General features: G+C 66.4%; 26 protein-coding genes. 18 read left to right on the top strand and 8 right to left on the bottom strand.

Annotated features, from left to right (window positions below; translation table 11 throughout):
• Positions 1-147 precede the first annotated feature (147 nt).
• A complete protein-coding gene (locus ABIA70_RS18940; protein WP_354149125.1) occupies positions 148-771 on the top strand; it encodes a PadR family transcriptional regulator in 624 nt (207 codons plus the stop codon).
• Here the strand turns inward: ABIA70_RS18940 and ABIA70_RS18935 are convergent.
• Positions 750-2,051, bottom strand: a complete 1,302-nt coding sequence (locus tag ABIA70_RS18935; protein ID WP_354149124.1) for an ammonium transporter — start codon at positions 2,049-2,051, stop codon at positions 750-752. The genes ABIA70_RS18940 and ABIA70_RS18935 overlap by 22 nt on opposite strands.
• Positions 2,052-2,313: 262 nt before the next feature.
• Positions 2,314-2,547 (bottom strand): DUF2630 family protein, encoded by a 234-nt coding sequence (locus tag ABIA70_RS18930; RefSeq protein ID WP_354149123.1) that lies wholly within the window; start codon positions 2,545-2,547, stop codon positions 2,314-2,316.
• 99 nt (positions 2,548-2,646) lie between these two features.
• On the opposite strand from ABIA70_RS18930, the gene ABIA70_RS18925 reads away from it, so the two are divergent.
• The 6 genes from ABIA70_RS18925 to ABIA70_RS18900 all read left to right on the top strand — a co-directional run bounded on the left by ABIA70_RS18925 (position 2,647) and on the right by ABIA70_RS18900 (position 11,288).
• Positions 2,647-3,045 (top strand): DUF3592 domain-containing protein, encoded by a 399-nt coding sequence (locus ABIA70_RS18925; RefSeq protein WP_354149122.1) that lies wholly within the window; start codon positions 2,647-2,649, stop codon positions 3,043-3,045.
• 75 nt (positions 3,046-3,120) lie between these two features.
• Positions 3,121-6,831: a nitrate reductase subunit alpha gene (locus tag ABIA70_RS18920; RefSeq protein WP_354149121.1), complete on the top strand. Its 3,711-nt coding sequence runs from the start codon at positions 3,121-3,123 to the stop codon at positions 6,829-6,831.
• On the top strand, positions 6,831-8,525 hold the full coding sequence (gene narH, locus ABIA70_RS18915; protein ID WP_354149120.1) for a nitrate reductase subunit beta: 1,695 nt from the start codon (positions 6,831-6,833) through the stop codon (positions 8,523-8,525). The genes ABIA70_RS18920 and narH overlap by 1 nt, the downstream gene beginning before the upstream one ends.
• Positions 8,522-9,142, top strand: coding sequence for a nitrate reductase molybdenum cofactor assembly chaperone (gene narJ / locus ABIA70_RS18910; RefSeq protein WP_354149119.1), 621 nt, complete (start codon positions 8,522-8,524; stop codon positions 9,140-9,142). The genes narH and narJ overlap by 4 nt, the downstream gene beginning before the upstream one ends.
• Positions 9,143-9,144: 2 nt before the next feature.
• Positions 9,145-9,999 (top strand): respiratory nitrate reductase subunit gamma, encoded by an 855-nt coding sequence (narI, locus tag ABIA70_RS18905; RefSeq protein WP_354149118.1) that lies wholly within the window; start codon positions 9,145-9,147, stop codon positions 9,997-9,999.
• Between the two features lie 5 nt (positions 10,000-10,004).
• Positions 10,005-11,288 carry an MFS transporter gene (locus tag ABIA70_RS18900; RefSeq protein WP_502917234.1) on the top strand — a complete coding sequence of 428 codons (1,284 nt, stop codon included), beginning with the start codon at positions 10,005-10,007 and terminating at the stop codon, positions 11,286-11,288.
• A 13-nt stretch (positions 11,289-11,301) separates the two neighbouring features.
• On the opposite strand, the gene ABIA70_RS18895 is transcribed toward ABIA70_RS18900, so the two are convergent.
• Together ABIA70_RS18895 and ABIA70_RS18890 are read right to left on the bottom strand one after the other, a co-directional pair.
• Entirely contained in the window at positions 11,302-11,640 is a 339-nt protein-coding gene (locus tag ABIA70_RS18895) for a DUF202 domain-containing protein (protein WP_502917233.1), read from the bottom strand.
• Between the two features lie 3 nt (positions 11,641-11,643).
• Positions 11,644-12,048, bottom strand: coding sequence for a YidH family protein (locus tag ABIA70_RS18890; RefSeq protein WP_354149116.1), 405 nt, complete (start codon positions 12,046-12,048; stop codon positions 11,644-11,646).
• 94 nt (positions 12,049-12,142) lie between these two features.
• Between ABIA70_RS18890 and ABIA70_RS18885 the strand changes: the two genes are divergently transcribed.
• The 4 genes from ABIA70_RS18885 to ABIA70_RS18870 all read left to right on the top strand — a co-directional run bounded on the left by ABIA70_RS18885 (position 12,143) and on the right by ABIA70_RS18870 (position 15,945).
• On the top strand, positions 12,143-13,204 hold the full coding sequence (locus ABIA70_RS18885; protein ID WP_354149115.1) for an LLM class flavin-dependent oxidoreductase: 1,062 nt from the start codon (positions 12,143-12,145) through the stop codon (positions 13,202-13,204).
• A gap of 91 nt (positions 13,205-13,295) precedes the next feature.
• Positions 13,296-13,499 carry a hypothetical protein gene (locus tag ABIA70_RS18880; RefSeq protein ID WP_354149114.1) on the top strand — a complete coding sequence of 68 codons (204 nt, stop codon included), beginning with the start codon at positions 13,296-13,298 and terminating at the stop codon, positions 13,497-13,499.
• Between the two features lie 164 nt (positions 13,500-13,663).
• Positions 13,664-14,761, top strand: coding sequence for a ferredoxin reductase (locus ABIA70_RS18875; RefSeq protein WP_354149113.1), 1,098 nt, complete (start codon positions 13,664-13,666; stop codon positions 14,759-14,761).
• Positions 14,762-14,775: 14 nt separating this feature from the next.
• Positions 14,776-15,945, top strand: coding sequence for a fatty acid desaturase family protein (locus tag ABIA70_RS18870; protein ID WP_354149112.1), 1,170 nt, complete (start codon positions 14,776-14,778; stop codon positions 15,943-15,945).
• Between the two features lie 85 nt (positions 15,946-16,030).
• Here the strand turns inward: ABIA70_RS18870 and ABIA70_RS18865 are convergent, their stop codons facing one another.
• Entirely contained in the window at positions 16,031-16,288 is a 258-nt protein-coding gene (locus ABIA70_RS18865) for a metal-sensitive transcriptional regulator (protein ID WP_056626479.1), read from the bottom strand.
• A 119-nt stretch (positions 16,289-16,407) separates the two neighbouring features.
• Between ABIA70_RS18865 and ABIA70_RS18860 the strand changes: the two genes are divergently transcribed.
• The 7 genes from ABIA70_RS18860 (at position 16,408) to ABIA70_RS18830 (ending at position 21,728) form a co-directional block, all read left to right on the top strand.
• Positions 16,408-17,025, top strand: a complete 618-nt coding sequence (locus ABIA70_RS18860; protein WP_354149111.1) for a rhodanese-like domain-containing protein — start codon at positions 16,408-16,410, stop codon at positions 17,023-17,025.
• A complete protein-coding gene (locus tag ABIA70_RS18855; RefSeq protein ID WP_354149110.1) occupies positions 17,022-17,780 on the top strand; it encodes a sulfite exporter TauE/SafE family protein in 759 nt (252 codons plus the stop codon). The genes ABIA70_RS18860 and ABIA70_RS18855 overlap by 4 nt, the downstream gene beginning before the upstream one ends.
• A 29-nt stretch (positions 17,781-17,809) precedes the next feature.
• Positions 17,810-18,151 (top strand): rhodanese-like domain-containing protein, encoded by a 342-nt coding sequence (locus tag ABIA70_RS18850; protein ID WP_354149109.1) that lies wholly within the window; start codon positions 17,810-17,812, stop codon positions 18,149-18,151.
• 58 nt (positions 18,152-18,209) lie between these two features.
• The gene (locus tag ABIA70_RS18845) at positions 18,210-18,506 is read left to right on the top strand and encodes a rhodanese-like domain-containing protein (protein WP_354149108.1); all 297 of its coding nucleotides are present in this window, start codon (positions 18,210-18,212) and stop codon (positions 18,504-18,506) included.
• An 88-nt stretch (positions 18,507-18,594) separates the two neighbouring features.
• Positions 18,595-18,957, top strand: a complete 363-nt coding sequence (locus ABIA70_RS18840; RefSeq protein WP_354149107.1) for a thioredoxin family protein — start codon at positions 18,595-18,597, stop codon at positions 18,955-18,957.
• A 109-nt stretch (positions 18,958-19,066) separates the two neighbouring features.
• Positions 19,067-20,473 (top strand): MBL fold metallo-hydrolase, encoded by a 1,407-nt coding sequence (locus ABIA70_RS18835; RefSeq protein ID WP_354149106.1) that lies wholly within the window; start codon positions 19,067-19,069, stop codon positions 20,471-20,473.
• 10 nt (positions 20,474-20,483) lie between these two features.
• Positions 20,484-21,728: an MFS transporter gene (locus tag ABIA70_RS18830; protein WP_354149105.1), complete on the top strand. Its 1,245-nt coding sequence runs from the start codon at positions 20,484-20,486 to the stop codon at positions 21,726-21,728.
• 9 nt (positions 21,729-21,737) lie between these two features.
• Here ABIA70_RS18830 and ABIA70_RS18825 read toward each other — a convergent pair whose 3' ends face one another.
• The 3 genes from ABIA70_RS18825 to ABIA70_RS18815 form a co-directional block, all read right to left on the bottom strand.
• Positions 21,738-22,592, bottom strand: coding sequence for an alpha/beta fold hydrolase (locus ABIA70_RS18825; protein ID WP_354149104.1), 855 nt, complete (start codon positions 22,590-22,592; stop codon positions 21,738-21,740).
• A 106-nt stretch (positions 22,593-22,698) separates the two neighbouring features.
• Positions 22,699-22,896, bottom strand: coding sequence for a hypothetical protein (locus ABIA70_RS18820; RefSeq protein ID WP_354149103.1), 198 nt, complete (start codon positions 22,894-22,896; stop codon positions 22,699-22,701).
• A gap of 198 nt (positions 22,897-23,094) precedes the next feature.
• On the bottom strand, positions 23,095-24,702 hold the full coding sequence (locus ABIA70_RS18815; protein ID WP_354149102.1) for a carbohydrate-binding domain-containing protein: 1,608 nt from the start codon (positions 24,700-24,702) through the stop codon (positions 23,095-23,097).
• Positions 24,703-24,712 lie beyond the last annotated feature (10 nt).

The following is a 24,712-nucleotide window of genomic DNA, read 5'->3' as shown; positions in this document are numbered from 1 at the left end:
TGTTGGATCAAGTGATGCCAAGCCGCAATTCTACGGAAGTGAACCCTTGCTTGGCGATACTTACCGATATATCGTTAAGTATCGGTGAACAAGTCACCGACAGGATTCGGCAGCTCGGATCCATCACGTTTGAAAGGAAGACGCACCATGAAGGGCATCAACGACGAGAAGAACCTGGGACCGGAGTTCGGGCGCGGACGTTTCGGACGCGGCCGGGGGCACCGGGGACCGCACGGTCACCGCGGTGGAGGGTTCGGCCCCGGCTTCGGTCCGGGCGGGTTCGGGCCGGGCGGAGGTTTTGGTCCCGGGTTCGGTCCCGGCTTCGGGCCAGGTCCGCGACGGGCCAGCAGGGGCGACGTCCGGTGGGCGATCCTCTCGCTCCTGGCCGAAGCCCCGTCCAACGGGTACGGCCTGATCAAGACCATTGCCGAAAAGACCTCCGGGTCATGGCGGCCCAGCCCGGGGTCCATCTACCCGACGCTCCAGCAACTGGTGGATGAGGAGCTGATCGAGCCCATCGGCGAGGGCCGGCGGACCGACTTCACCCTCACGGAGGCCGGCAAGGCGTACGTCGCCGAGCACGCTGAGCAGTTGGAGAACGCCTGGAACAACGAGGCAGAGGGTTCGGGTCCTGCACTCCATCAGAGCATCGGAAAGCTCATGGGCGTGATTCATCAGTTCCGGTCAGCCGCCACTGAAGAGCAGCGGGCTGCAGCAGTGGAAAAGCTGGACGAGACCCGCCGGGCGCTCTACCGGATACTGGCCGACTGAACCTCACGTTCCGGCACCGGCTGAATGCGCGCGGCGGGGGTGAAGTGTCCGGCCAGAATCTCGCCGAAGGCGTAGGCCGTCTCGGCGTGCTGGGTGAGGTCCACCCCCATGGTCTCGGCCTCATGGCTGACCCGGAAACCGATGGTCCGGTTGATGGCTGTGCCGATCACCAGGGTCACGAGGCCCGACAGCAGCACCGTGACCACGACGGCGGCTGATTGGGCAATAAGTTGCTGGAGACCGCCGCCGTAGAAGAGGCCTCCACCCTGGCCATCCACCGGCAGGGCGATAAAGCCCAGGGCAAGCGTGCCGATCAGCCCGGCGCCGAGGTGGACCCCCACCACGTCCAGGGAATCGTCAAGCCCGAAACGGTACTTGAGGTCGACGAAGACGGCACACGCGGCTCCTGCCACCAAGCCCAGGCCGATTGCGGCCACCGGGCTGACGTTGGCGCAGGACGGTGTGATGGCCACCAGACCGGCAACCACACCCGAGGCGGCGCCGAGGGACGTCGGGTGCCCGTGGCGGACCTTCTCGGTAACCAGCCAGCTGAGCATGGCCGCGGCCGGAGCCACCAGCGTGTTGATCCAGATCAGGCCTGCCTGCTCGGCGGTGGTGGCGGCGCCGCCGTTGAAGCCGAACCAGCCGAACCACAGGATGGCTGCACCAAGCATGATGAAGGGGACATTATGGGGGCGGTGGTTGGGGTCCTTCGCGAAGCCGTGGCGCTGGCCCACAATCACGGCGAGCACCAGTGCCGCGGTGCCCGAGCTGATTTCGACGACGGCGCCGCCCGCGAAGTCAATGACCTGGCCGAAGACTTCGGAGATGGCACCTCCGGCGCTCATAAGCCCGCCGCCCCAGATCATGTAGGCCAGCGGGCAGTAGACCAGCGTGACCCAGACAGGGACAAACACGGCCCAGGCGCCGAACTTGGCGCGGTCCGCGATGGCGCCGCTGATCAGGGCGACGGTGACAATGGCGAACGTGGCGCTGAAGCCTGCCTTGATAAGGTCCGGGGAACCCATGAGGTTCTGCAGCCCGAAGTTGGCGAAGGGGTTGCCGAAAATGCCGAGCACGCCCTCGCCTGTTGTCATGGAGTAGCCCCACAGGACCCAGACAACTCCCACGATGCCGGCTGAGATGAAGCTCATCAGGATCATGTTCAGAGCCGCCTTGGCGCGCGTCATGCCGCCGTAGAACAGGCCAAGCCCCGGGGTCATCAGCAGTACCATCGCGGCCGAAATCATCAGCCAGACGTGTTGCGCAGTGATATCCACGGCGGGTCCCTTCTCATTGATCCTGAAGGCGGGACCCTTCCAGCCGGCCCGCTCAATCCCCTCGATCAATGTTCCCGGCCCTGTGTTTCCGAAAACGCCGCACTAAGTTGCAGGCAGGTTACGCAAAGCGCTGCTGCGTGAAGATCGCGTGACCGTTATGTTTCGGCAATGTAAACGGAAGGGCAAAGTGGGCTAAGCGGGGACCGGGGCGGCCGGTAGGTTTCCTGTTCGTGAACGGGCGCTCACCGTGGTGTCCCGGGGGCTACTGCCGGTACCCCTCCACTTCGTCGACGGATCGGACGGCAGCCTCATTCGGGTCCTCGCCGCTCTTGATCTTGGCCCGGCGTTGGCGGAGCAGGTCCCAAGCCTGGTCCAGGCTTTCCTCCACGTGCTTGAGCCTGGCGTGGTCCGGCTCCTTGTTCCCGGGTGCGTCCCGGAGCTGGTGCTCTTCTTCAACCAGTGCCTGGATGCGGGCGAGGATGTCGTCGTCGTTCATGGTTACCCCTTTTATGCGAAACGGTTCCTTCAGCGTAAGGAGCCGCAATGGAACGCACCAGAGGCCTGGGCAAGGCCAACCACCGGTAGCATCTTGACTATGCCCACTGCGCTAGAAATGGCAGGTCCCATCCTGGAAGTGCTGACCTGGCTGACCCTTCCTGTGGGGCTTGCCCTGCTCTTTTACGCGGGCATCCTCCGGCGCTTTGTGCACCCCTGGACTGTGGCGGAGGCGGTGGTCTACGCAGACGCCAGCGGCACGGGTTTCCGCTGGTTTGACCGCAAATTCCAGGTGCACCACGCGCCGATGTCCCCCCACGACATCAAGAACCTTGCCGTCGGCGACACCCTGCCCATCTACTACCATCCCAAACGCCCCACCCAGTGGCAGACCGCCGCGCCGGAAACGGTGGGGCACACCGCCGTCGTACTTGGCCGTGTCCTCACCGGGATCGGTGCCGTGGCACTGGTGGTGGGGTTCTTCCTGCCGATGTTCTGACCGCCGATGTTCTGACGCCTGGCTAGGGCCATCCGGCACTGGCGGTGGGGAGGGCCCCTCCCTAGCGTGAGGCCCATGGCTGCTGGACCCAACGCGGGGTTAGACGGACCCGCCTCTGATGCAATGCTGAAGCTGGGCCGTTTCTTCACGAAATGGGACCAGACCGACGACGGCAGGGCGGTATTCCGGGAGGGCGGCCGCAAGGGCGACATCTTCTACCGCGACCGCTGGAGCCATGACAAGGTGGTCCGGTCCACGCACGGGGTGAACTGCACCGGCTCCTGCTCCTGGAAGGTGTACGTCAAAGACGGCATCATCACCTGGGAATCCCAGCAGACGGATTACCCCTCGGTGGGCCCCGACAGTCCTGAATACGAACCAAGGGGCTGCCCTCGAGGGGCAGCCTTTTCCTGGTACACCTACTCACCCACGCGCGTCCGCTTCCCCTATGCCCGCGGCGTGCTGGTGGAGATGTACCGCGAGGCGAAGGCCCGGCTCGGCGACCCGGTCCTTGCCTTCGCCGAGATTGCGGCCGACCCGGAGCGCCGGCGCCGGTACCAGCAGGCCCGCGGTAAGGGCGGCCTGGTCCGGGTCTCCTGGCAGGAAGCGATCGAGATTGCTGCCGCCGCCCACGTGAACACCATCAAGACCTACGGGCCGGACCGGTGCGCCGGCTTTTCCCCGATCCCGGCAATGTCCATGGTCTCGCACGCCGTGGGGACCCGCTTCATCCAGCTGATCGGCGGGGTGATGACGTCCTTCTACGACTGGTACGCGGACCTGCCCGTGGCCAGCCCGCAGGTCTTCGGCGACCAGACCGACGTCCCGGAATCCGGCGACTGGTGGGACGCCCGCTACCTCATGATCTGGGGCTCCAACGTCCCCGTGACCCGGACGCCGGACGCGCACTGGATGGCCGAGGTCCGGTACCGTGGCACCAAGGTGGTCACCGTCAGCCCGGACTACGCGGACAACACCAAGTTCGCCGACGAATGGCTGCCCGCCCAGGCCGGCACCGACGCCGCGCTCGCCATGGCCATGGGCCACGTGATGCTGAAAGAGTTCTTCGTGGACCGCGATGTCCCCTTTTTCTCCGATTACGTCCGCCAGTACACCGACCTTCCGTTCCTGGTCAGGCTGGTAAGGACCGACGACGGCGCGCTGACGCCGTCGAAATTCCTCACCGCCGCGGACATCCCGGCGGAGTCCGGGGCTGAGGACGCGGCGTTCCGCACCGTGCTGTTCGACAAAAAGACCGGACGGCCCGCTGTGCCGAACGGCTCCATGGGGTTCCGCTACTCCGGCAGCGGCGAGGGCAAGTGGAACCTGGACCTCGAGGGGATCGAACCGGCACTGTCGCTGCGTGAAGTCTCCGGTGAGAGCGCTGAAGTCCTGCTTCCGTGCTTCGAACAGGCTGACGGCACCGGCAGCGTGCTCCGGCGCGGCGTGCCTGTCCTTGAGGTGGAGGGCCACCTGGTGACCACCGTGTTCGACCTGATGCTGGCCCAGTACGGCGTGGGCCGCGAGGGGCTGCCGGGCGAGTGGGCTGCCGGCTACGACGATGCAGCGACGCCCTACACCCCGGCCTGGCAGGAGGAGATCACCAGCGTTCCGGCGCAGGCCTGCATCCGGGTGGCGCGCGAGTTCGCCCAGAACGCCGAGCAGTCCAAGGGCCGGTCCATGATCATCATGGGCGCCGGGATCTGCCAGTGGTTCCACGGCGACACCACCTACCGGGCCGTCCTGGCGCTGGTGATGCTGACCGGCTGCATGGGCCGCAACGGCGGCGGCTGGGCGCATTATGTGGGTCAGGAGAAGACCCGGCCGGTCACCGGCTGGCTGTCGCTGGCCAATGCGCTGGACTGGTCACGGCCTCCCCGGACCATGATCGGCACCGGTTACTGGTACATGCACACGGACCAGTGGCGGCAGGACGGCTACTCCGCCGACGCCCTGAAATCGCCCCTCTCCACCGGGGCACTGGACGGCCTCCACACCGCGGACGCGCTCGCCCAGTCCGCCCGGCTCGGCTGGATGCCGTTCTACCCGCAGTTCGACCGCAACCCGCTGGACCTTGCCGACGAGGCCGAGGCCGCCGTCGCCGCCGGAACCGCGAAGGACACCCCCGGCTACATCGCGGACGCCCTCAAGAACCGCACCCTGAACCCGGCCATCGAGGACGTGGACGCCCCGGAAAACTGGCCGCGGACCCTGGTGCTCTGGCGCTCCAACCTGTTCGGCTCCTCCGCGAAAGGCAACGAGTACTTCCTGCGGAACCTGCTGGGGACCCACAACAACGTCCTCGGCCAGGACCACGCCGAGGGGCTCAAGCCCACCCACGTGAAGTGGCATGAGCAGGCCCCGGAAGGGAAACTGGACCTGCTGGTCTCCGCCGACTTCCGGATGACCTCCACCACGCTGCTGTCCGACGTCGTATTCCCCGCGGCCACCTGGTACGAAAAACATGACCTGTCCTCCACGGACATGCACCCGTTCGTCCACGCCTTCAGCCCGGCGATCGACCCGCCCTGGGAAACCAAAACCGACTTCGACACCTTCCACCTGCTGGCGCGCGAATTCTCCCGGCTGGCCAAAACCCACCTGGGCGTCCGCCGGGACCTGGTCAGCGTGCCGCTGCAGCATGACACCCCGGGCCAGCTCGCCCAGCCCGGCGGGATCGTCCGGGACTGGCGGGAAACCGGCATCCCCGCGGTCCCCGGCCAGAACATGCCCGTCTTCTCCGTGGTGGAGCGGGACTACACGGCCATCGCGGACAAGCTCGCCGCCGTCGGGCCGCTGGCTGACAGGCTGGGCTTCACGGTCAAGAACGTCACCTACAAACTTGCCGGCCCGCTGGAGAGGCTCAGCCATTCCAACGGCGTGATGCTCGGCGGCGCCGCCGACGGCCGGCCGGCGATCGACACCGATGCGAAAATGGCCGAGGCCATCCTCGCCTTCTCCGGCACCACCAACGGGGCGCTGTCCGTGCAGGGCTTCAAGGACCTGGAAATCCGCACCGGCCGGAAACTGGCGGACCTGTCCGAGGGCTCCGAGGAAAAGTTCATCACGTTCGCCCAGACCCAGGCCGGCCCGGTCCCGGTCATCACCTCGCCGGAATGGTCCGGCTCCGAAACAGGCGGCCGCCGCTACGCCCCGTTCACCATCAACATCGAACGGCTCAAGCCTTTCCACACCCTGACCGGCCGGATGCACTTCTTCCTCGACCACGACTGGATGACCGACATCGGCGAGGGGCTGCCGATCTATAGGCCGCCGCTGGACATGCACCGGCTGTTCGGCGAGCCCAAACTCGGCCGGGACGGGCAGCTTGAGGTGGTGGTCCGCTACCTGACGCCGCACTCCAAGTGGTCCATCCACTCCGAATACCAGGACAACCTGCTGATGCTCTCGCTGTCCCGCGGCGGGCCGACAGTGTGGATGAGCCCCGCGGACGCGGAGTCCATCCAGGTCAAGGACAACGACTGGGTGGAGTGCCTGAACATCAACGGCGTGCTGGTGGCCCGCGCAATCGTCAGCCACCGGATGCCGGCCGGCATTGTCTACGTGCACCACGCCCAGGAACGCACCATTGACGTGCCGAAGTCCGAGGCCACCGGACGCCGCGGCGGAATCCACAACTCCGTGACCCGGCTGCTGGTCAAGCCCTCGCACCTGATCGGCGGCTACGCCCAGCAGGCCTACGCGTTCAACTATCTTGGCCCCACCGGGAACCAGCGCGACATGGTTGCCACCGTCCGCCGTCGTTCCCAGGAGGTGCAGTACTGATGCGTGTCATGGCTCAGATGGGCATGGTCATGAACCTGGACAAATGCATCGGCTGCCACACGTGTTCGGTGACCTGCAAGCAGGCCTGGACCAACCGTGCGGGCACCGAATATGTCTGGTTCAACAACGTCGAAACCCGTCCCGGCCAGGGGTACCCGCGCCGCTACGAGGACCAGGACAAGTGGCAGGGCGGCTGGGTGCTGAACAAGCGCGGCAAGCTGGTGCTGAAGGCCGGTGGCCGGGTGAAGAAACTCTTCGGGATCTTCGCCAGCCCCGTCCAGCCCGAACTCAAGGACTACTACGAGCCGTGGACCTACGACTACAAAACGCTGGTTGACGCACCGCTGGGCGACGACTTCCCCGTTGCCCGGCCCAAGTCATTGATCACCGGCGAGGACACCAAGATCACCTGGTCCGCTAACTGGGACGATGACCTGGGCGGCTCCACGGAGTACGGACACCTGGACCCGATCGTGGAGAAGGTCCGGCGTGAATCCGAGGACAAGATCAAGTTCGCCTACGAGCAGACGTTCATGTTCTACCTGCCGCGGATCTGCGAACACTGCCTGAACCCGTCCTGCATGGCCTCCTGCCCCTCCGGGGCCATCTACAAGCGGGTGGAGGACGGCATTGTGCTGGTGGACCAGGACAAGTGCCGCGGCTGGCGGCAGTGCGTCACCGGCTGCCCCTACAAGAAGATCTACTTCAACCACAAGACCGGCAAGGCCGAAAAGTGCACCTTCTGCTACCCCCGGGTGGAGGTGGGCCTGCCGACGGTCTGCTCCGAGACCTGCGTGGGCAGGCTGCGGTACCTGGGGCTGTTTCTGTACGACGCCGACGCCGTCACCGCGGCAGCGTCGGTCACCGACCCGCAGGAGCTCTACGACGCCCAGATGGACGTGCTGCTGGATCCCAACGATCCGGAAGTCCAGGCGGAAGCCCGGGCGCAGAACATCCCCGAGGACTGGATCGACGCCGCCCGGCGCTCGCCGGTGTATGCCCTGGCCAAGGTCTACAAGGTGGCCCTGCCGCTCCACCCGGAATACCGGACCATGCCGATGGTCTGGTACGTCCCGCCGCTCTCGCCGGTGGTGGACCTGCTGCGGGACCAGGGCCACGACGGCGAGGACCACGGCAACCTCTTCGGCGCCATCGACGCGCTGCGGATCCCGGTGGAGTACCTCGCGGAGCTGTTCACCGCCGGGGACGCGGCCCGGGTCACCGCCGTGCTGAAGAAGCTCGCCGCGATGCGCTCCTTCATGCGCGGCATCAGCCTGGGCAACGACCCCGACGACTCCATCCCGGAGGCTGTGGGCATGGACAGCCAGACGATGTACGAGATGTACCGGCTGATGGCGATCGCGAAGTACGAGGAGCGCTACGTCATCCCCAAAGCCCATGTGGAACAGGCCCACGACCTGGAGGAGATGGGCTGCTCACTGGATTTCGACGGCGGCCCGGGCATGCAGGATTCCTCCCCGTTCGGTGAGGCAAGCGGCAGGCCCGTCCCCGTTGCAGTGGAAACGTTCAACGCCCTCCGTGACCGGCAGACCTCCGGCTCGGCGCCGGGCGAGACGTCACTGCGCGGCCGGGTGAACCTGCTCAACTGGGACGGCACAGGTGCGCCGGCCGGGCTCTTTCCGGACAAGGGGCCCGAACCGGGAACCCTGGCGGCTGCGGAGGACCAGCCGTGAGCCGCCGCCAACAGGTCCTCTACCTCGCGGCAGCCTGGTGCCTGTCCTACCCCGATGAAGAACTCATCGGCCGGGTCCCGCTCATGCGTGCCGGTTTGGCTGAGTTTCCCGGTGCGGCCCGGGATTTCGTCGGCGTCCTGGACCTGCTCGAGTCTTCGGAGCCGATGGAGATCCAGGCCTATTACGTCCGCGAGTTCGATCTTGGCCGCCGCCACGCGCTGCACCTGAGCTACTGGACGGACGGCGACACCCGGCGCCGCGGCGAAGTCCTGGGCAGCTTCAAGAAAACCTACCGGCAGAGCGAAATCCTGGTGGATACCCACGGGGAACTGCCGGACTACCTGCCAATGGTCCTGGAGTACGCCGCCCTGGTGGACATGAATGCCGGGCGGGAGCTCCTGATCCGGTATCGGGCGAGCCTGGAAATGCTCAGGTTCGGGTTGCTCCGGGACGATCTGCCGCACGCCCGGATCCTGCAGGCCGTCTGTGACAGCCTGCCTGGAAAATCGCCGGCGGATGAGCAGGCCGTCATGCGGATGGCCGGCTATGGGCCGCCCACCGAAGCAGTGGGGCTGGACCCTTACGATCCGCGCCTGCTGCCCGTGAAAGGGGCCTGAGAATGCTGACCTTCGAGACCGGGCCCGGCACCGCCGTCGAACTTACCGCCTGGGACACCGTCCTCTGGGGCGTCCTGCCGTACGTCATGGTGGTGGTCCTGGTGGGCGGCCTGATCTGGCGGTACAAATACGACCAGTTCGGCTGGACCACCCGGTCCTCCCAGCTGTACGAATCCAGGCTGCTGCGGATCGCCTCACCGCTCTTCCACTTCGGCCTCCTGGCCGTGATCGCCGGGCACTTCTTCGGCCTCGTCATCCCGATGGCGTGGACCCAGGCGGTGGGCATGAGCCAGGACTTCTACCACTTCAACGCCCTGTTCGTGGGCGGCATTGCCGGTGTGGGGACCCTGGGCGGCATCCTCCTGCTGATCTACCGCCGCCGCACCACGGGGCCGGTCTTCATGGCCACCACCAAAAACGACAAGGCGATGTACGTAGTACTGACCGCCGCCATTGTTTTCGGGCTCTGGACAACTCTGGCCAGCGTCTCTGAGGGCGAACACGGGCATAACTACAGGGAGACCGTGGCGCCCTGGTTCCGGTCGCTGTTCATCTTCCAGCCGGATATCGCGGCGATGGCGGCAGTCCCGTTCTCCTTCCACCTGCACACCCTGGTGGGCATGGCTTTGTTCGTGATCTGGCCGTTCACCCGGCTGGTCCACGCCTTCACGGCGCCGCTGCACTACCTGTTCCGGCCGTACATCGTCTACCGCTCCCGTGACCGGGAACAGACCCGGGGCGGCAGGGTGCCCACAAGGCGCAAGGAGGGCGCCGCTGCAGCCCGCACCACGGGGACAGCGGCCCGCCGCGGCTGGTCCGCCGTCGGGACCCGCGACAGGGACACCCGGAACCGCTGACCGCCATGCCCGCCGACAACAGAAACCCGGACAGAGAAAAGGGGAACACAGTGGCCGGATCCGCCGCTTCAGCGCCGTCCGCTCCAGCGCCGGGACCAGCCGGCCGGACGCGCAATCTTGTCCTCGCCACGTCAGCCTCCGTCGTGTGCTTCTGGGCGTGGAACTCGGTGGCAACACTGGGTTCCTTCTATACCCAGAACCTCCATCTCAATCCGGGCGCCACGGGCGTGCTGGTCGCCATGCCGGTGTTCGTCGGCTCGCTGGGCCGGATCGTCGTCGGTACCCTGACCGACAGGTACGGCGGCCGGGCGATGTTCACCTTCGTGCTGCTCGCCGCCATCGTGCCGATCCTCCTGGTGTCCGTGGGCGGCCTGTTGAACTCCTACGCACTGGTGCTCGGGGCGGGCCTCATCCTCGGGGTGGCCGGCACCGTCTTTGCCGTCGGGATCCCCTTCGTCAGCGCCTGGTACGAGCCGTCGCGGCGCGGCTTCGCCACCGGCGTCTTCGGCGCAGGCATGGGCGGAACGGCACTGGCCGCCTTCCTGAACCCCCGGCTGGTGGCCTGGATCGGATACTTCCCCACGCACCTGCTGATTGCCGGAATCCTTGCCGCGATGGCGGCGCTGGTGTGGGTACTGATGAAGGAATCCCCGGGCTGGACCCGCAACAACGCTCCGGTTCTGCCCAAGCTCCTGGATGCCGCCAAGACACCGGTCACCTGGAAGATGTGCTTCCTCTACGCCGTCGTCTTCGGCGGGTTCGTCTCCTTCGCCACATATCTGCCCACCTACCTGCGCGATGTGTACAGCTTTGATCCCAGCGGCGCCGGCGCCCGCACGGCGGGCTTCGCGCTGGCGGCAGTCCTCGCACGGCCGGTGGGTGGCGTCCTCGCGGACAAATTCGGCTCCAGGCCGGTGGTCCTCGCCTCCCTGGCAGGGGTGGCCGTCCTCGCCTGGGTGGTCAACCTGCAGCCCGACGGCGAAGTCCCCGCCGGACTGACGTTCGTGGCCATGGCGGCCGCGCTGGGCCTGGGGACCGGAGGGGTGTTCGCTTGGGTGGGCGTGCTCGCACCTCCCGGGAAGGTGGGCAGCATCAGCGGTGTTGTCAGCGCAGCCGGCGGCCTGGGCGGCTACTTCCCGCCCCTGGTCATGGGCGCAACGTACGACGCCGCCACCCACAGTTACTCAATCGGCCTGCTGCTGCTGGTGGGCACCGCGCTGGTGGCCTTGGCCTTCACCGCACTGGTGCTGCGCGGCCCCTCAAAGACCCTCCACGTGGCGAAGGCCTGACCTTGCCGAAGAGCTAGGCGGCCAGCACAACGGCGATCCCGAGTGCCCCCAGGGCGATCCCGGCAAAGGCGGTCCACAGCACTGCGGAGGTGTCGGCGTCGACCTTTTCCTGCCTGATTCCCCGCGCGCTGGCGCGGTACCGGCGCCGCTGCGTCAGGTAGATTGCTGCGGCAGCGCCCGCGGACACGGCGAAGAGCAGCAGGATGGGGAGGCCGTGGTGGGGGAGCCAGCGCAGGAAGATGGCGCTGACCGTGACCAGCGCCATCATGGTGCGGCCCCAGGCCAGCGAAGTCCGTTCGGGCTGGAGCCCGGGGTCCCCGTGCTGCCCGTCCGGGTGCCCGATGGTGGTCACCGCTCAGCGCCAGAGAATGGAAACGACGACGACGGCGGCGGCAAGTGCGCCGGCGCCGGCCAACAGCGGCACGATCAGCGGCAGCGGCAGCGGGATGTTGTTGCGCATGCTCCGTTCCACCCGGATCCAGCGCACCGCTGCGCCGGCGCTCAGCAGCATGCCGAGCAGAAGCAGCAGCACAGCCAGTACCCTGCGGACCGGCTCCACGAACAGGTCCGAGGTGAAGGCTTCAATGGCGATGCCTCCCGCGAGCAGCGCCAGCGAGGTGCGGATCCAGGCGAGGAAAGTGCGTTCGTTGGCCAGCGTGAAACGCGGATCCGGTTCGGTCCCGCCCGGCAGCAGCCGTTCCGCGAGCTTACCGCGCGACGGCGGCGTGGGGCCTTCGGGCGGAATCTGGTTGCTGGGCACGGGGACAGTTTAGCCGCCGGGCGCGGGATCGCCAGCTGGCAGTCCGGGCAGGGTGCCCGGGAATGCAGGAGGCTTCGGAGAGGTTGGTGCTGACATGCAACGCATCGGATTTCTGTCCTTCGGCCACTGGGGGCCCGGCCAAGGGTCCCGCACCAGGACGGCGGGGGAGGCACTGCTTCAGGGCATCGAACTGGCTGTCGCAGCAGAGGAGCTGGGGATCGACGGCGCATTCTTCCGGGTGCACCACTTTGCCCGGCAACAAGCGTCTCCGTTTCCGCTCCTGGCTGCCATCGCGGCGCGGACCAAGCGGATCGAGATGGGCACCGGCGTCGTCGACATGCGCTACGAGAATCCCCTGTACCTCGCGGAGGAGGCCGCCGCCACCGACCTGATCAGCGGGGGACGGCTGCAGCTCGGCATCAGCCGCGGCTCACCGGAGCCGGCACGCAACGGGGCCGCAGCGTTCGGGCACATGCCGGAGCCCGGGGAATCTGACGCGGACATGGCCCGCCGGCATACTGCGCAGTTCCGCCACGCCATCACGGGCGCCGGTGTGGCCGAGGCTGACCCGCGGTACGCCGGAGGGGCGCGCGGCCTCCTGCCGGTCCAGCCGCAGTCGCCGGGGCTGGACCAACGGATCTGGTGGGGCGCCGGGAGCCGGAACACCGCCGTGTGGGCAGCGGGCCTGGGCATGAACCTGATGAGCTCCACCCTGCTGACCGAGGACACCGGCGTCCCTTTCGACCAACTGCAGGCCGAACAGATCCAGCTTTTCCGCGAGGCCTGGACCGCCGCCGGACACGCGCACCAACCTCGGGTTTCGGTCAGCCGCAGCGTCCTGCCCATCGTGGACGAGGAGGACAGCCGCTATTTCGGCGGCAGTGCTCTCCGCGATGTCCGGGACCAGGTGGGAATCATCGATGGCGTGACCGCCCGCTTCGGCAAGAGCTACGTGGGCGAGCCTGACGCGCTGGCCGGGCAACTCGCGGCCGACGCCGCAGTCCAGGCCGCGGACACCCTGCTCGTCACCGTCCCCAACCAGCTCGGTGTCGATTTCAACGCCAAAATGCTCGGAAACATCGCCCGCTACGTAGCCCCTGAATTGGGATGGACACCGGCCGGGCCGACGGCGAAGGGACCGGGCGCGTCACTCTGAAAAGGTCCGCTGTGTGTTCTGCGCCGAAGGGAATATTCTTAGAGGGCCGGGCGAAGTGTTTGCCCGGCCCCCATGGCCAGAGAGGCGCCCCATGTCCGAGAAACTCCACCTCACCCCTGACGACGAATTCCCGGATGATCTCGCCGCCCTGCCCGACGGGGAGCTGCAGGTTCTGGACAGCCAGGTCCAGCGACAGCTTGATTACGAGTACGTCAGGGAGGGTGAGCCGAATCCCGAGACTGAGTTCAGGCACCATGACATCGATGATGAATTCCAGGAGCGCGACATCCGTTGAAGTATAGTCAGTATGCTTACTGATGACAGCAGAACAGGAACTATTCCCCGGTCACAGCCGTTAGGCTTGTAGCGGCGTGGGGGGCTACGCCACCCTTATTCCAGCGTGACTGCGGAACGGTCAGGAGAGAGAAATATGGCTCGCGCCGCCTTAGGTACAACTGCATGAACCGCCTACGTCAACTGGCCCAGGCGGCCTCGGTCTTGACCACACCATTGGCGCCTGAAGATGTTCTGGCGCTGTTCAACCCTGTCTTCTCCGCCCGCCAACTGCGCGGCGTGGTGACCCGGGTGGTGCAGGAAACCGCCCAGTCCGCCACCATCTTCTTCCGCCCCGGGCGCGGCTGGCACTCGCACCTGGCCGGCCAATGGGCGCGCATCGGCGTTGAGCTGGACGGCGTCCGGCACTGGCGCTCCTATTCCCTGAGCGCCCCGGCGGGCAAGGACCCCGCCATCACCGTCACTGACGTCGGCGCAGTCTCCGGAACTTTGGTCCGCACCACCAAACCGGGCGATGTCCTGTTCCTCGCGCCGCCGCAGGGTGACTTCATTCTGCCCGAGCACCCCCGGCCGCTGCTGATGATGACCGCCGGCAGCGGCATCACTCCGGTGATGTCCATGATCCGCACGCTTGTCCCGCGCCGCCCGGATGCCGACGTCGTGCTGGTCCATTCCGCTCGCACGCCCGGCGACAGCCTCTTTCGTGAAGAACTCGCCGAGCTGGCGGACCAGTTCCCGAACTTCCGGCTTGCCCACTGGTACACCGGCGAGCAAGGCCGCATGGACCTCACGAACACCGCCGAGCTGGACGAAATCTGCCCCGACTGGAAAGAGCGGGCCGCCTACGCCTGCGGTCCCGACAGCTTCCTGGACGACGCCGAAGCCCTCTGGAAGCAGGCGTCCCTCACGGCGGGGGCGCCGGGTTCCGACGTCGCGGTTGCCGGGGATCCCGGCAACCTGATGATCGAGCGGTTCAACACCGCCTTCGCCGGCGGTGTGGGGTACGACGGCGGCCTGGTCACCTTTGAGGCATCGGACCGGGAAATCGAGGCCGACGGCGACACTCCGCTGTTGGACGTCGGCGAGGACGCCGGGGTGCTCATGCCCAGCGGCTGCCGGATGGGCATCTGCCACAGCTGCCTTACTCCGCTTCTGGCCGGAAAGGTCCGTGACCTCCGCACCAATGAGGTCCACGGAGAACCCGGCGAACTAATCCAAACGTGTGTCTCGGCAGCCGCCGGACCCGTCAACCTCGAACTCTGAGGAGCAATCACCGCATGTCAGTAGTTTCAGCAGCCAAAGCAACCTCGACCGGCTCAAACCGAGCGCGCCCCGGGGCGCTCGCCGAATCCGGCAGCCCTTCGGTCCGCCCGCCCGCCGCAGCGCACCTTTCCGACGAGCAGGTGGCGGAGATGGGCCGTGAGCTCGACGCCATCCGCGACGAAATCCTCGCCAAGCGCGGTGCCACGGATGCCGCCTACATCCGGCGGTTGATCAAGATCCAGCGCGGCCTGGAGCTTTCCGGCCGGGCAGCGCTCCTGGTCAGCAAGAACAAGGCGGCCTGGGTCACCGGAACCACGCTGCTGAGCCTGGCCAAGATTCTCGAAAACATGGAGATCGGGCACAACGTGCTCCACGGCCAGTGGGACTGGATGCGGGACCCTGACATCCACTCCACCACCTGGGAGTGGGACTTCGTCACGCCCTCACGCTCGTGGCAGCACACGCACAACGACCTCCACCACCGCTGGACCAACGTGGTGGGCAAGGACAACGACGTCGGATACAACCTCCTGCGCATGGACGAGAGCCAGCCGTGGGTTCCCATGAACCTGGGCAACCCGCTCTACAACGCCATCCTCGCACCGCTGTTCGAGTGGGGCATCGCCATCTACGACCTCGAACTCACCGATTTCAAAGAAGGCCGGAAGTCCAAGGAAGCGCTGCTCAAGGACCTCAAGGCGCTGGGCAAAAAGGTTGTTACCCAGTTCACGAAGGACTACGCCGCCACCCCCGCCGTCGCAATGCTCACCGGCTCCGGCAAGCAGGCCCTCTACGGAACCCTCACCGCCAACGCGGTCCGCAACGTCTGGGCCCACGCTGTCATCTTCTGCGGCCACTTCCCGGAAGGAACGGACACGTTCACCGAGGAAATGGTGGAGGGTGAAACCCGCGGTGACTGGTACGTCCGCCAGATGATCGGCTCGGCCAACATCTCCGGCTCCAAGTTCATGCACCTCATGACCGGCAACCTGTCACACCAGATCGAGCACCACCTCTTCCCGGACCTGCCGTCCAACCGGTACGCGGAAGTGGCTCCCCGGGTCCAGGAGATCTGCCAGCGGTATGGCCTGAAGTACACCACAGGCCCCATCTGGAAGCAGGTGGGCTCCACCTGGGCAAAGGTCTTCAGGCTCGCACTGCCCCCCAAGGCCGCAAAGGCCTGATTTACAACAGCACAAGAAAAAAAGTGGAGTGGCCAGGCTAAATGCCTGGCCACTCCACTTTTTTTCCTGCCGTTCGGGCGGGCTTTCAGGCGAGGGAGAGGAAGAGCTTCTCCAGCTCTTTCCTGTCCATGGTGGTGTCTTCGCGGACGATGCACTGCTCCAGGCCGCTGGCGATGATGGCGAAACCGGCACGGTCCAAAGCCTTCGAGACGGCGGCAAGCTGCGTGACGATGTCCTTGCAGTCCCGGCCTTCCTCCAGCATCCGCGTGACGGCGGCAAGCTGGCCTTGGGCACGCTTGAGGCGGTTGACCACAGGTGTCAGTTCAGTTGAATCAAGTTGCATGAGGTCTCCAGGGGTCGTGTTCCTGGGATCAACTATATACCCGCCGGGGTGTTTTGACTACCCCCGGGGGTATCTGTAATACTCGGTGGGGTATCCATCCGTCATTCGAGAGGCCATCCATGACTTCCCTTTCCACCGCCACAGCCGTCACAGCGCTCGCGCCGGAGACCCTGCGCAGCTGGGTCACCGAGCACCAGGACCTCGTGGTAATCGATGTGCGCTCCGCCGCCGAATTCGAGTCCATGCACATCCGTGGTTCCTACAATGTGCCCCTTCCGTTGCTGTCCGAACACACCGATGAGCTGGCCGCCCGCCTGGGCAGCCGCGTCGTCCTGGTCTGCCAGTCCGGAGCCCGCGCCGAGCAGGCACGCCAACGCCTTGGCGGGTCCGGCATCAACACGGCCTACGTGCTGACCGGCGGTGTGCCCGGCTTTGCGGCCGCAGGCGGCGAAGTCGTCAAAGGCAAGGACCGCTGGGACCTGGAGCGGCAGGTCCGCCTCGCCGCAGGCTCCCTGGTGGTTCTGGGTTTGGCCGGCGGCAAGTTCGTTTCACCCAGGATCCGGATGCTTGCCGGGGCTATCGGTGCCGGCCTGACCTTCTCCGCAGCCACCAACACCTGCGCCATGGGCCAGGCCATCTCGGCGATGCCGTGGAACAGGTCCACCAAAGAGCCGACCCGTGAAAGCGCCATCATGCAGCTGCCGCTGCCCGAAGCAAAGCAGACCCCCGCAGCATGATCGCCGCCCTGTCGCTGGGGCTTTTGGTTGGCGCCGTGCTCGGTGTGGTGGGTGGCGGCGGCTCGATCATCGCGGTCCCGGCGCTGGTTTATGGCCTGGGCATGAGCCCGGCGGCAGCGATTCCCACCTCCCTTCTGGTGGTGGGCGTCTCATCCCTGGCGGCGCTGATCCCGCGACTGCGCGAAGGCATCAACTGGCCTGTAGTCCTGATCGTCGGTGCTGCGGGAATCCCCGCAGCATGGGGCGGGGCTGCAGTGGGCCGGTTGCTGGACCCGAACATCCTGATGCTCGCCTTCGCCGTCATTATGGTGATCGCGGGGATCCGTATGCTCATGCGGACCACGGAGACCGAGGGATCCTGCAGCATTGGCCCCACCCGGGCGTTCCGCTCCTGCGCCCCCAAGGCCGTAGGGGTCGGGCTCCTGGTCGGCTTCCTCACGGGGCTGCTGGGCGTGGGTGGGGGGTTCCTCATCACCCCTGCGCTCACATTGTTCCTGGGCCTGCGGATGAAACAGGCCGTTGGTTCGTCCCTGGCCATCATCGTTATTAATTCGGCGGCGGGATTCAGTGCCCATGCGGCGGGATTCACCATCGAGTGGCCCACCGTTCTGAGCTTCGCGGTCCCGGCCATCCTCGGATCCCTTGTTGCTGCGCGGCTCGCCCGCAGGCTGCAGGAAAAGCACATCCGGGTCTCGTTCGCGATGCTCATCTTTGCGGTCGCAGCCTGGGTCACGGCAAGCACCGTCACCACCTGACCACATCACACGAAATACAGGAGAACTCCATGGGCCTCATCAGCTCCCTTAAGAAGGCCTTCAGCAAGCCCTACAAGACAATCTCGGTCGCCGAGGCCAAGGAACTCCTGGCCGCAGGTGCCGCCCTGATCGATGTCCGCTCGGCGCAGGAATGGCGCTCCGGGCGGGCGCCGCAGGCCAAGCATGTCCCGCTGGACCGGCTCCAGGCCAGCACTGCCGGAATTCAGAAGACCCGTCCGGTCATCGCCATGTGCCAGTCCGGCGTGCGCTCCGCCTCCGCCGCCAGGCTGCTCGCCGGGAAGGGCTATGAGGCGTATTCCCTCCGCGGCGGCATGGGCGCCTGGCGCCAGGCCGGCGAGCCCGTCCGATGATCCGCAGAACCACATCACACCTCTAGCAACACAGCCGAACCATTCGAAGGAGAAACCCATGGCTGAAATCACCATCACCGAAGCTGACCAGCGCCGTTCAACAGCCGCGATCCTCGACGTCCGCGAGGACTTCGAAATCGCTGAAGGCATGATCCCCGGCGCACTGCACATCCCCATGGGGGAGTTGCAGGCGCGGCTGTCCGAGCTAGACCCTGCCGTCCCGGTGATCGCAGTATGCCGCAGCGGAAACCGTTCGGCCCGCGTTGCCGACGCCCTGAACGGCGCCGGCTTCACTGCCGACACAATGGCCGGCGGCATGATCGCCTGGACCCGCGCAGGCCTCCCCACCATCTGACCCTCCTGCCGAGGGCCCGCACCATCCAAGTACTCCCGCACCACCCAAACACGTCAGAGAACACACCCGGAAGGAAACGAACGTGGTTATGGCAACCATCGACATCACTGAACAGAGCTTCGCTGAAACCCTGGAAAGCAACGACATCGTCTTCGTTGACTTCTGGGCAGCCTGGTGCGGCCCCTGCCGCATGTTCGCACCCATTTACGGCACCGCCGCCGAACGGCACCCGGACATCGTCTTCGCCAAGGTGGACACCGAAGCGGAACAGGCCCTCGCCGCCGCGGCACACATCACCGCCATCCCCACCCTCATGGCCTTCAAAGGCAAGACCCTGGTCTTTTCCCAGCCCGGAGCGCTCAATGCCACCGGGCTCGAAGAGGTCATCCAGGAAGTGAAGAACCTCGACATGAACAGGCTCCGGGCCGATACCGCGCCACAGCACGCCTGACGCCCAGGGTGCCCGGCGACACCGTTGCTGGATACCCCCAAGGGTATTATTATTAATAGCAGAGTAGACAAACACTTCCCCTCCACACCTTCACGAAGGAGAGCACCAGATGCTTATCGAGCGCATTTACGACGAAGACCTTGCCCAGGCCAGCTACCTGATCGGCTGCCAGGCCAAGGGTGAGGCAGTTGTGGTCGACGGCCGCCGCGACATCGCGGTCTACCAGGAGCTGGCCGATAGGAACGGCATGAAGATCGTGGCCGTCACCGAGACCCACATCCATGCCGATTACCTCTCCGGTACCCGCGAACTGGCCGCCGCCACCGGTGCCACGATCTACGTCTCGGGTGAGGGCGGACCGGACTGGCAGTATGAGTTCGACGGCGAACGACTCTTCGATGGTGACAAGATCACCCTGGGCAACATCACCATCCAGGCCGTGCACACCCCGGGCCACACCCCGGAGCACCTGTCCTTCCTGGTCACCGACGGCGCGTTCAGCGACCAGCCCGGCTACCTTCTCTCCGGCGACTTCGTCTTCTCCGGTGACCTGGGCCGCCCGGACCTGCTCGACGAAGCGGCCGGCGGCATCGACACCCGCTTTGTGGGAGCCAAGCAGCTGTTCGCCAGCCTGCGGGACAAGTTCCTGACCCTTCCGGACTACGTCCAGGTCCACCCCGCGCACGGCGCCGGCAGCGCCTGCGGCAAGGCCCTGGGTGCCATCCCCTCCTCCACAGTCGGCTACGAACGCCTCTACGCCTGGTGGGGCCCCTACCTCGCCGGCAACGATGAGCAGGGCTTCATCGACGAACTCCTCGAGGGCCAGCCCGACGCCCACGCCTACTTCGGCCGCATGAAGCGCGAAAACCGTGAAGGCCCGGCCGTCATGGGCGGGCGCGCGCCGCTGAAGGAACTGGACAATGCCGACGTCGCCAGGGAGCTCGCCGAGGACAAAGTCACCTTCATTGACACCCGCTCCAACAGCCAGGTCCACCAGGGCACCGTCACCGGTTCCCTTAATGTCCCGGCCGGCAAGTCCGTGGCCAGCTACGGCGCCTGGGTGGTCAACCCCGAAACGGAGAACCCCCTGGTGCTGCTCGCCGCGGACCAGGAGCAGGCCCAGGACCTGTGGGACCACCTCATCCGGGTCGGCATCGACAACGTGGCCGGCTTCGTCACGAGCCTCGATGGCCTGCCCCTGTCCACGCCAAAGCTCATCCAGCCCGCCGACCTGGCTGACTTCGATGCGGCCATGATCCTGGATGTCCGCAACCGCACCGAGCACACTGCCGGACACATCCCCGGCTCCCACCAGCTCAGCGGCGGCAGGGTCATGTGGCACCTCGATGAACTTCCCACCGAAGGCACCATCGTGACTTACTGCCAGAGCGGGGTCCGGAACTCCGTGGCCGCCAGCGCCCTGCGGCGCGCCGGGTACGACGTCGTCGAGCTCGACGGCAGCTACGCCGGCTGGAGTGCCTGGCAGCAGGCACGGCAGTCCGTCTCCAGCAGCTAAGCGAAGGGCAATGACCTTGATTGCACTGGGACTGCGCCAGAACCTGGCGCAGTTCCTGCTGCTTGTGGCGGTCAACGCCCTCGTGGGCGGCACCCTCGGCCAGGAGCGCACGGTGCTGCCACTGCTTGCGGGACAGGTGTTCCACCTGGACCTGTATACCAGTGTCCTGACCTACATCCTGGCGTTCGGGGTGGCCAAGGCCGCCACCAACTACTTTGCCGGGACCCTCTCGGACCGCTACGGACGCAAACCGGTCCTGGTAGCCGGCTGGCTTATCGCCATTCCAGTCCCGCTGCTGCTGATCTTCGGAGACTCCTGGGGCTGGATCGTCGCCGCCAACGTGGTGCTGGGCATCAGCCAGGGACTCACCTGGTCCACCACGGTGATGATGAAGATGGACCTGGTGGGACCCGAGCGCCGGGGACTGGCCATGGGCCTGAACGAGGCGGCAGGTTATCTTGGCGTCGCCGGCACTGCCCTGGCCACCGGCTACATCGCTTCCGCCTACGGGCTGCGTCCGGGACCCTTCCTGCTGGGGGCGGCGTTCATCGCCGTCGGACTCGGGCTGTCCGTCCTCGCCATCCGGGAAACACACCACCACGCGAAGGCCGAAGCCGCCAGCCACGTCTCCGCCCACGCCGGAGCACATGCAGGGCTGACCAACCGCGAGGTCTTCACCCTGACCAGCTTCCGCGACAAATCCCTGTCCTCAGTCAGCCAGGCGGGCATGGTGAACAACCTCAACGACGGGCTGGCCTGGGGACTGTTCCCGGTCCTGTTCGCCACGGCCGGGCTCAGCATTGAACGCATCGGCATTCTCGCCGCCGTTTACCCGGCCGTCTGGGGCGCGGGGCAGTTGGTCACCGGTGCCCTGTCGGACCGGATCGGCCGCAAACCGCTGATCGTCGGCGGCATGATCGTCCAGGGCGCGGCGCTGGCCATGGTGGCCGTCGGTGCGGACTTCGGGATCTGGCTGGCGGCGGTCATTCTTCTCGGGGCAGGCACGGCCATGGTCTACCCCACCCTGCTCGCCGCGATCGGCGACGTCGCGCACCCGCACTGGCGGGCACGCTCAGTGGGCGTCTACCGGCTGTGGCGCGATGGCGGGTTCGCCGTCGGCGCTCTCCTCTCGGGAATCATCGCCGATGTGTACGGCATTCCGGCAGCGGTGGGCGTCGTTGCGGGCCTGACCGCAGCGTCCGGCGTTCTGGTGGCCGTGCGCATGCGCAGCACGGACCACCATCCAGCGGCCTAGCCGGAGCAGCTATCCGGCTGCATCAGCCTGCTTCTTCAGGAACGCGAGCAGGGCCTCGTTGACCTCGGGCGCGTGCGTCCACAGCAGGCCGTGCGGGGCGCCGTCGATCTCCACGTAGTCCGCGGAAGGCAGCGCCTTGGCGAACCGCCGGCCGGTCACGTCGATGGGGAGGATGTTGTCTGCGGTTCCATGCAGGATCAGGGCCGGCACATCGATTTTCGGAATATCGGCGCGGAAGTCGGTCAGCCAGGTGGGCTGTGCAGCGACCAGAGCGGTGGCCCCGGCCGCGGCGGCGACGTTCCAGCTGGCATCCACTGCTTCCTGGCTGAGCCGCGGGGTGCCCAGGAAGGTGTCGCTGTTGTAGAAGTTCTTGAAGAATTCCCTGAGGAACGCATACGGGTCTGCGGTGACGGCTTCGGTGAGTCCGTCAAAGACCTGCTGGGGGACACCGTCCGGGTTGTCCTCGGCCTGGAGCATGAAAGGCTCCAGTGAACCCAGGAACGCTGCACGGGCCACCCGCGCCGAGCCGTAGGCGCTCAGATAACGCGCCACCTCGCCGGTGCCCATCGAGAAGCCCACGAGCACCACATTGTTGAGGTCCAGGGTTTCCAGGAGGGCCTTGAGGTCCGCCGCGAACGTGTCGTAGTCGTAGCCTTCAGTAGTCTTGCTGGACTTACCGAACCCGCGGCGGTCGTAAGTGATCACCCGGTAGCCCGCCGCCAGAAGCGCGGTGGTCTGCTTTTCCCAGGAGGAGCCATCCAGCGGGTAACCGTGGATCAGGACAACGGGCTGGCCGCTGCCGTGGTCTTCGTAGTAGAGCTCAATTTCGGTGCTGTTCTCGGTTCCAACGGTGACAAATGCCATCTCGGCGGTCCTTTCCAGGCCTCGGAATCAGGGTCAGGGCGCAGCAATGTCCTGCGCCCGGCATTCCTTACTCTAGGCAACGCCGGACGCGGCACCAAGGGCATGGTTACTGGGAAGGTTGAGGCAGAACGCAGTCGACCTTCGGGTTGACCCCCAGGTAGTTCAAGGGGCCGGCGATGATCGTCACGGCCACCGTTCCCGCTTCGGCGCAGGACCCTGGCGATCCGCCGAAGTAGCCGCGCTGCCAGGCAGCCAGTCCGCCGATGATGAGCCAGATGACAATCAGTGCTCCGAGCAACTTCATGGTGTCCTCCTAGGACCGCGGCCGCCTGTGCGTTCAATTATGCGCCGTTAACCGGAATCCCGACAGCACGCATCCCCGCCCGACGCTCTCTCACTTAATGTCGCTTAATTCCAGACGCTCTATCACTCGCTTGAAGAAAGTGATAGAGCGTCGGTCGAAAACCTGCGGTATGTGATAGAGCGTCTGAAGGGGGCGGGGCTAGCGGCGGGGGCCGAAGCCGCCGCCGCCGCCGCCCATGCCGCCGGCGGTGTATTCACCGGCCGTTACAGTGCTGACCTGGTCGGCTCCGTCCAGGGAACCCTCGCCGACGCCGGCGCTGACGGTGGCGGTGCCGCCGGTGTAGACGGTGTATTCCTGGCCTTCGGTGATGGCGGCCGAGGAGAACACCAGCGACGCCGTCGCCTTGGTGGTCACGAAGGCTGCCACCACGGTGCCGGCGGAATCGGCGATCTGCACCACTGTGCCGGCCGGGACTGCCGAGCCGAGTGTCACCTGGACGCCGGACTGCGTGGAGGAGGTGCCCGGTGTGACCACCATGCCCACGCTGCCGGCCGCCGCCACGGTGCCGCCCGTGACGGTCAGTTCACCGTTGACGTCCAGGGCGCCGTTGCCTGAGTTGGTGGGCCCGTTGACGACGACGGTGCCGCCGGAGATGCTGGCGTTGCCGTTGGAGTCGAGGCCGTCGCCCTGGGAGTTGATGGTCAGGGAGCCGCCGGTAACCTCCACCGTGTAGTCGCCGACCGCTTCGCCGCCGCCCATCCCGCCGCCGGAAGCGGAGGTGGTGGAGCCGCCCGAGGCGTTCACGCCGTCGTCGTTCGCGGTGATGTTGGCGGTTCCGCCGGAGATCACGATGTGCTGGGCCTCCAGGCCTTCCTCCGATTCCCCAACCGTGGCGACGCCTGCCGCGATGGTCAGGGTGTTGAAGGCTTTGATGCCGTCGTCCACGGCGCTGACATTGAGGGTGCCGCCGTTGATGAGGACCCAGCCGCGGCCCTCGTCCTCCTCGTTGTCGGACTTGAAGCCGTCGTCGCCCGCGGTGACCTGGTACGCGCCGTCGAGGAGCACGGCGTAGTCCTTGCCGACGATTCCGTCGTCCGTGGCGTCCACGGTGACGTTGCCGGCGGCCAGCACCAGGCCGTCCTTGGAGGAGATGCCGTCGTTGAAGTTGCCGTCTACGCTGAGCGAGCCGGTGCCGGCGATGGTGAGGTCGGCATGGGAGTAGAGGGCGGCGTTGGGGGCGTCCGCGGCGGTGTCCGCGTAGGTGGAGGCGTCGCTGAGGGAGTTGGAGGTGCCGTCTTCGAGGTACACGATGGCCTCGTTGGCGTTCTGGACCACAAACGGTGAACCGGTGGAGCTGGAGATTTCCGCTCCGTCCAGGATGATGCGCACCACGTCTTCCTCACCGGCGGCCACCACAACCTGGCCGTCGGACAGCGACCCGCTCAGGCGGTAGGTGCCGGCCGCGTTGACGGTGACGGTGTCGCCGTCCACCGTCACGGCGTCCGACGACGAGCCGGACGCGACGCTGGACGCGCCGTCCGCCAGTGTCACGGCTACTTCGGAGGCCGCATCCCAGGTGAGGTCGTCGGCGTCGTAGTGCGTATCAGCGGCGAGGGTGTCCAGAGATACTGCGGCCTGGGCGGTGCCGGAAGTGCCGGACGTCGTGGATGAGCCGGTGGACGAATTGCCGGTGGAGGTGGTGCCCGTCAGGGACGTTCCGGTGCTGGTGGGAGCAGTGGCGCAGCCTGCCAGGCCGATGGCGAGGGCGAGGGCGGTGACGGAGAGGGCGTTGCGGAAGCGGTTCATGGTGTGTTCC

Source organism: Arthrobacter sp. 754, assembly GCF_040548695.1.
In the GTDB taxonomy this organism is placed as follows: domain Bacteria; phylum Actinomycetota; class Actinomycetes; order Actinomycetales; family Micrococcaceae; genus Arthrobacter.
The sequence above is the reverse complement of the archived record's forward strand: the minus strand, read 5'-3'. Positions and strand labels throughout refer to the sequence as shown.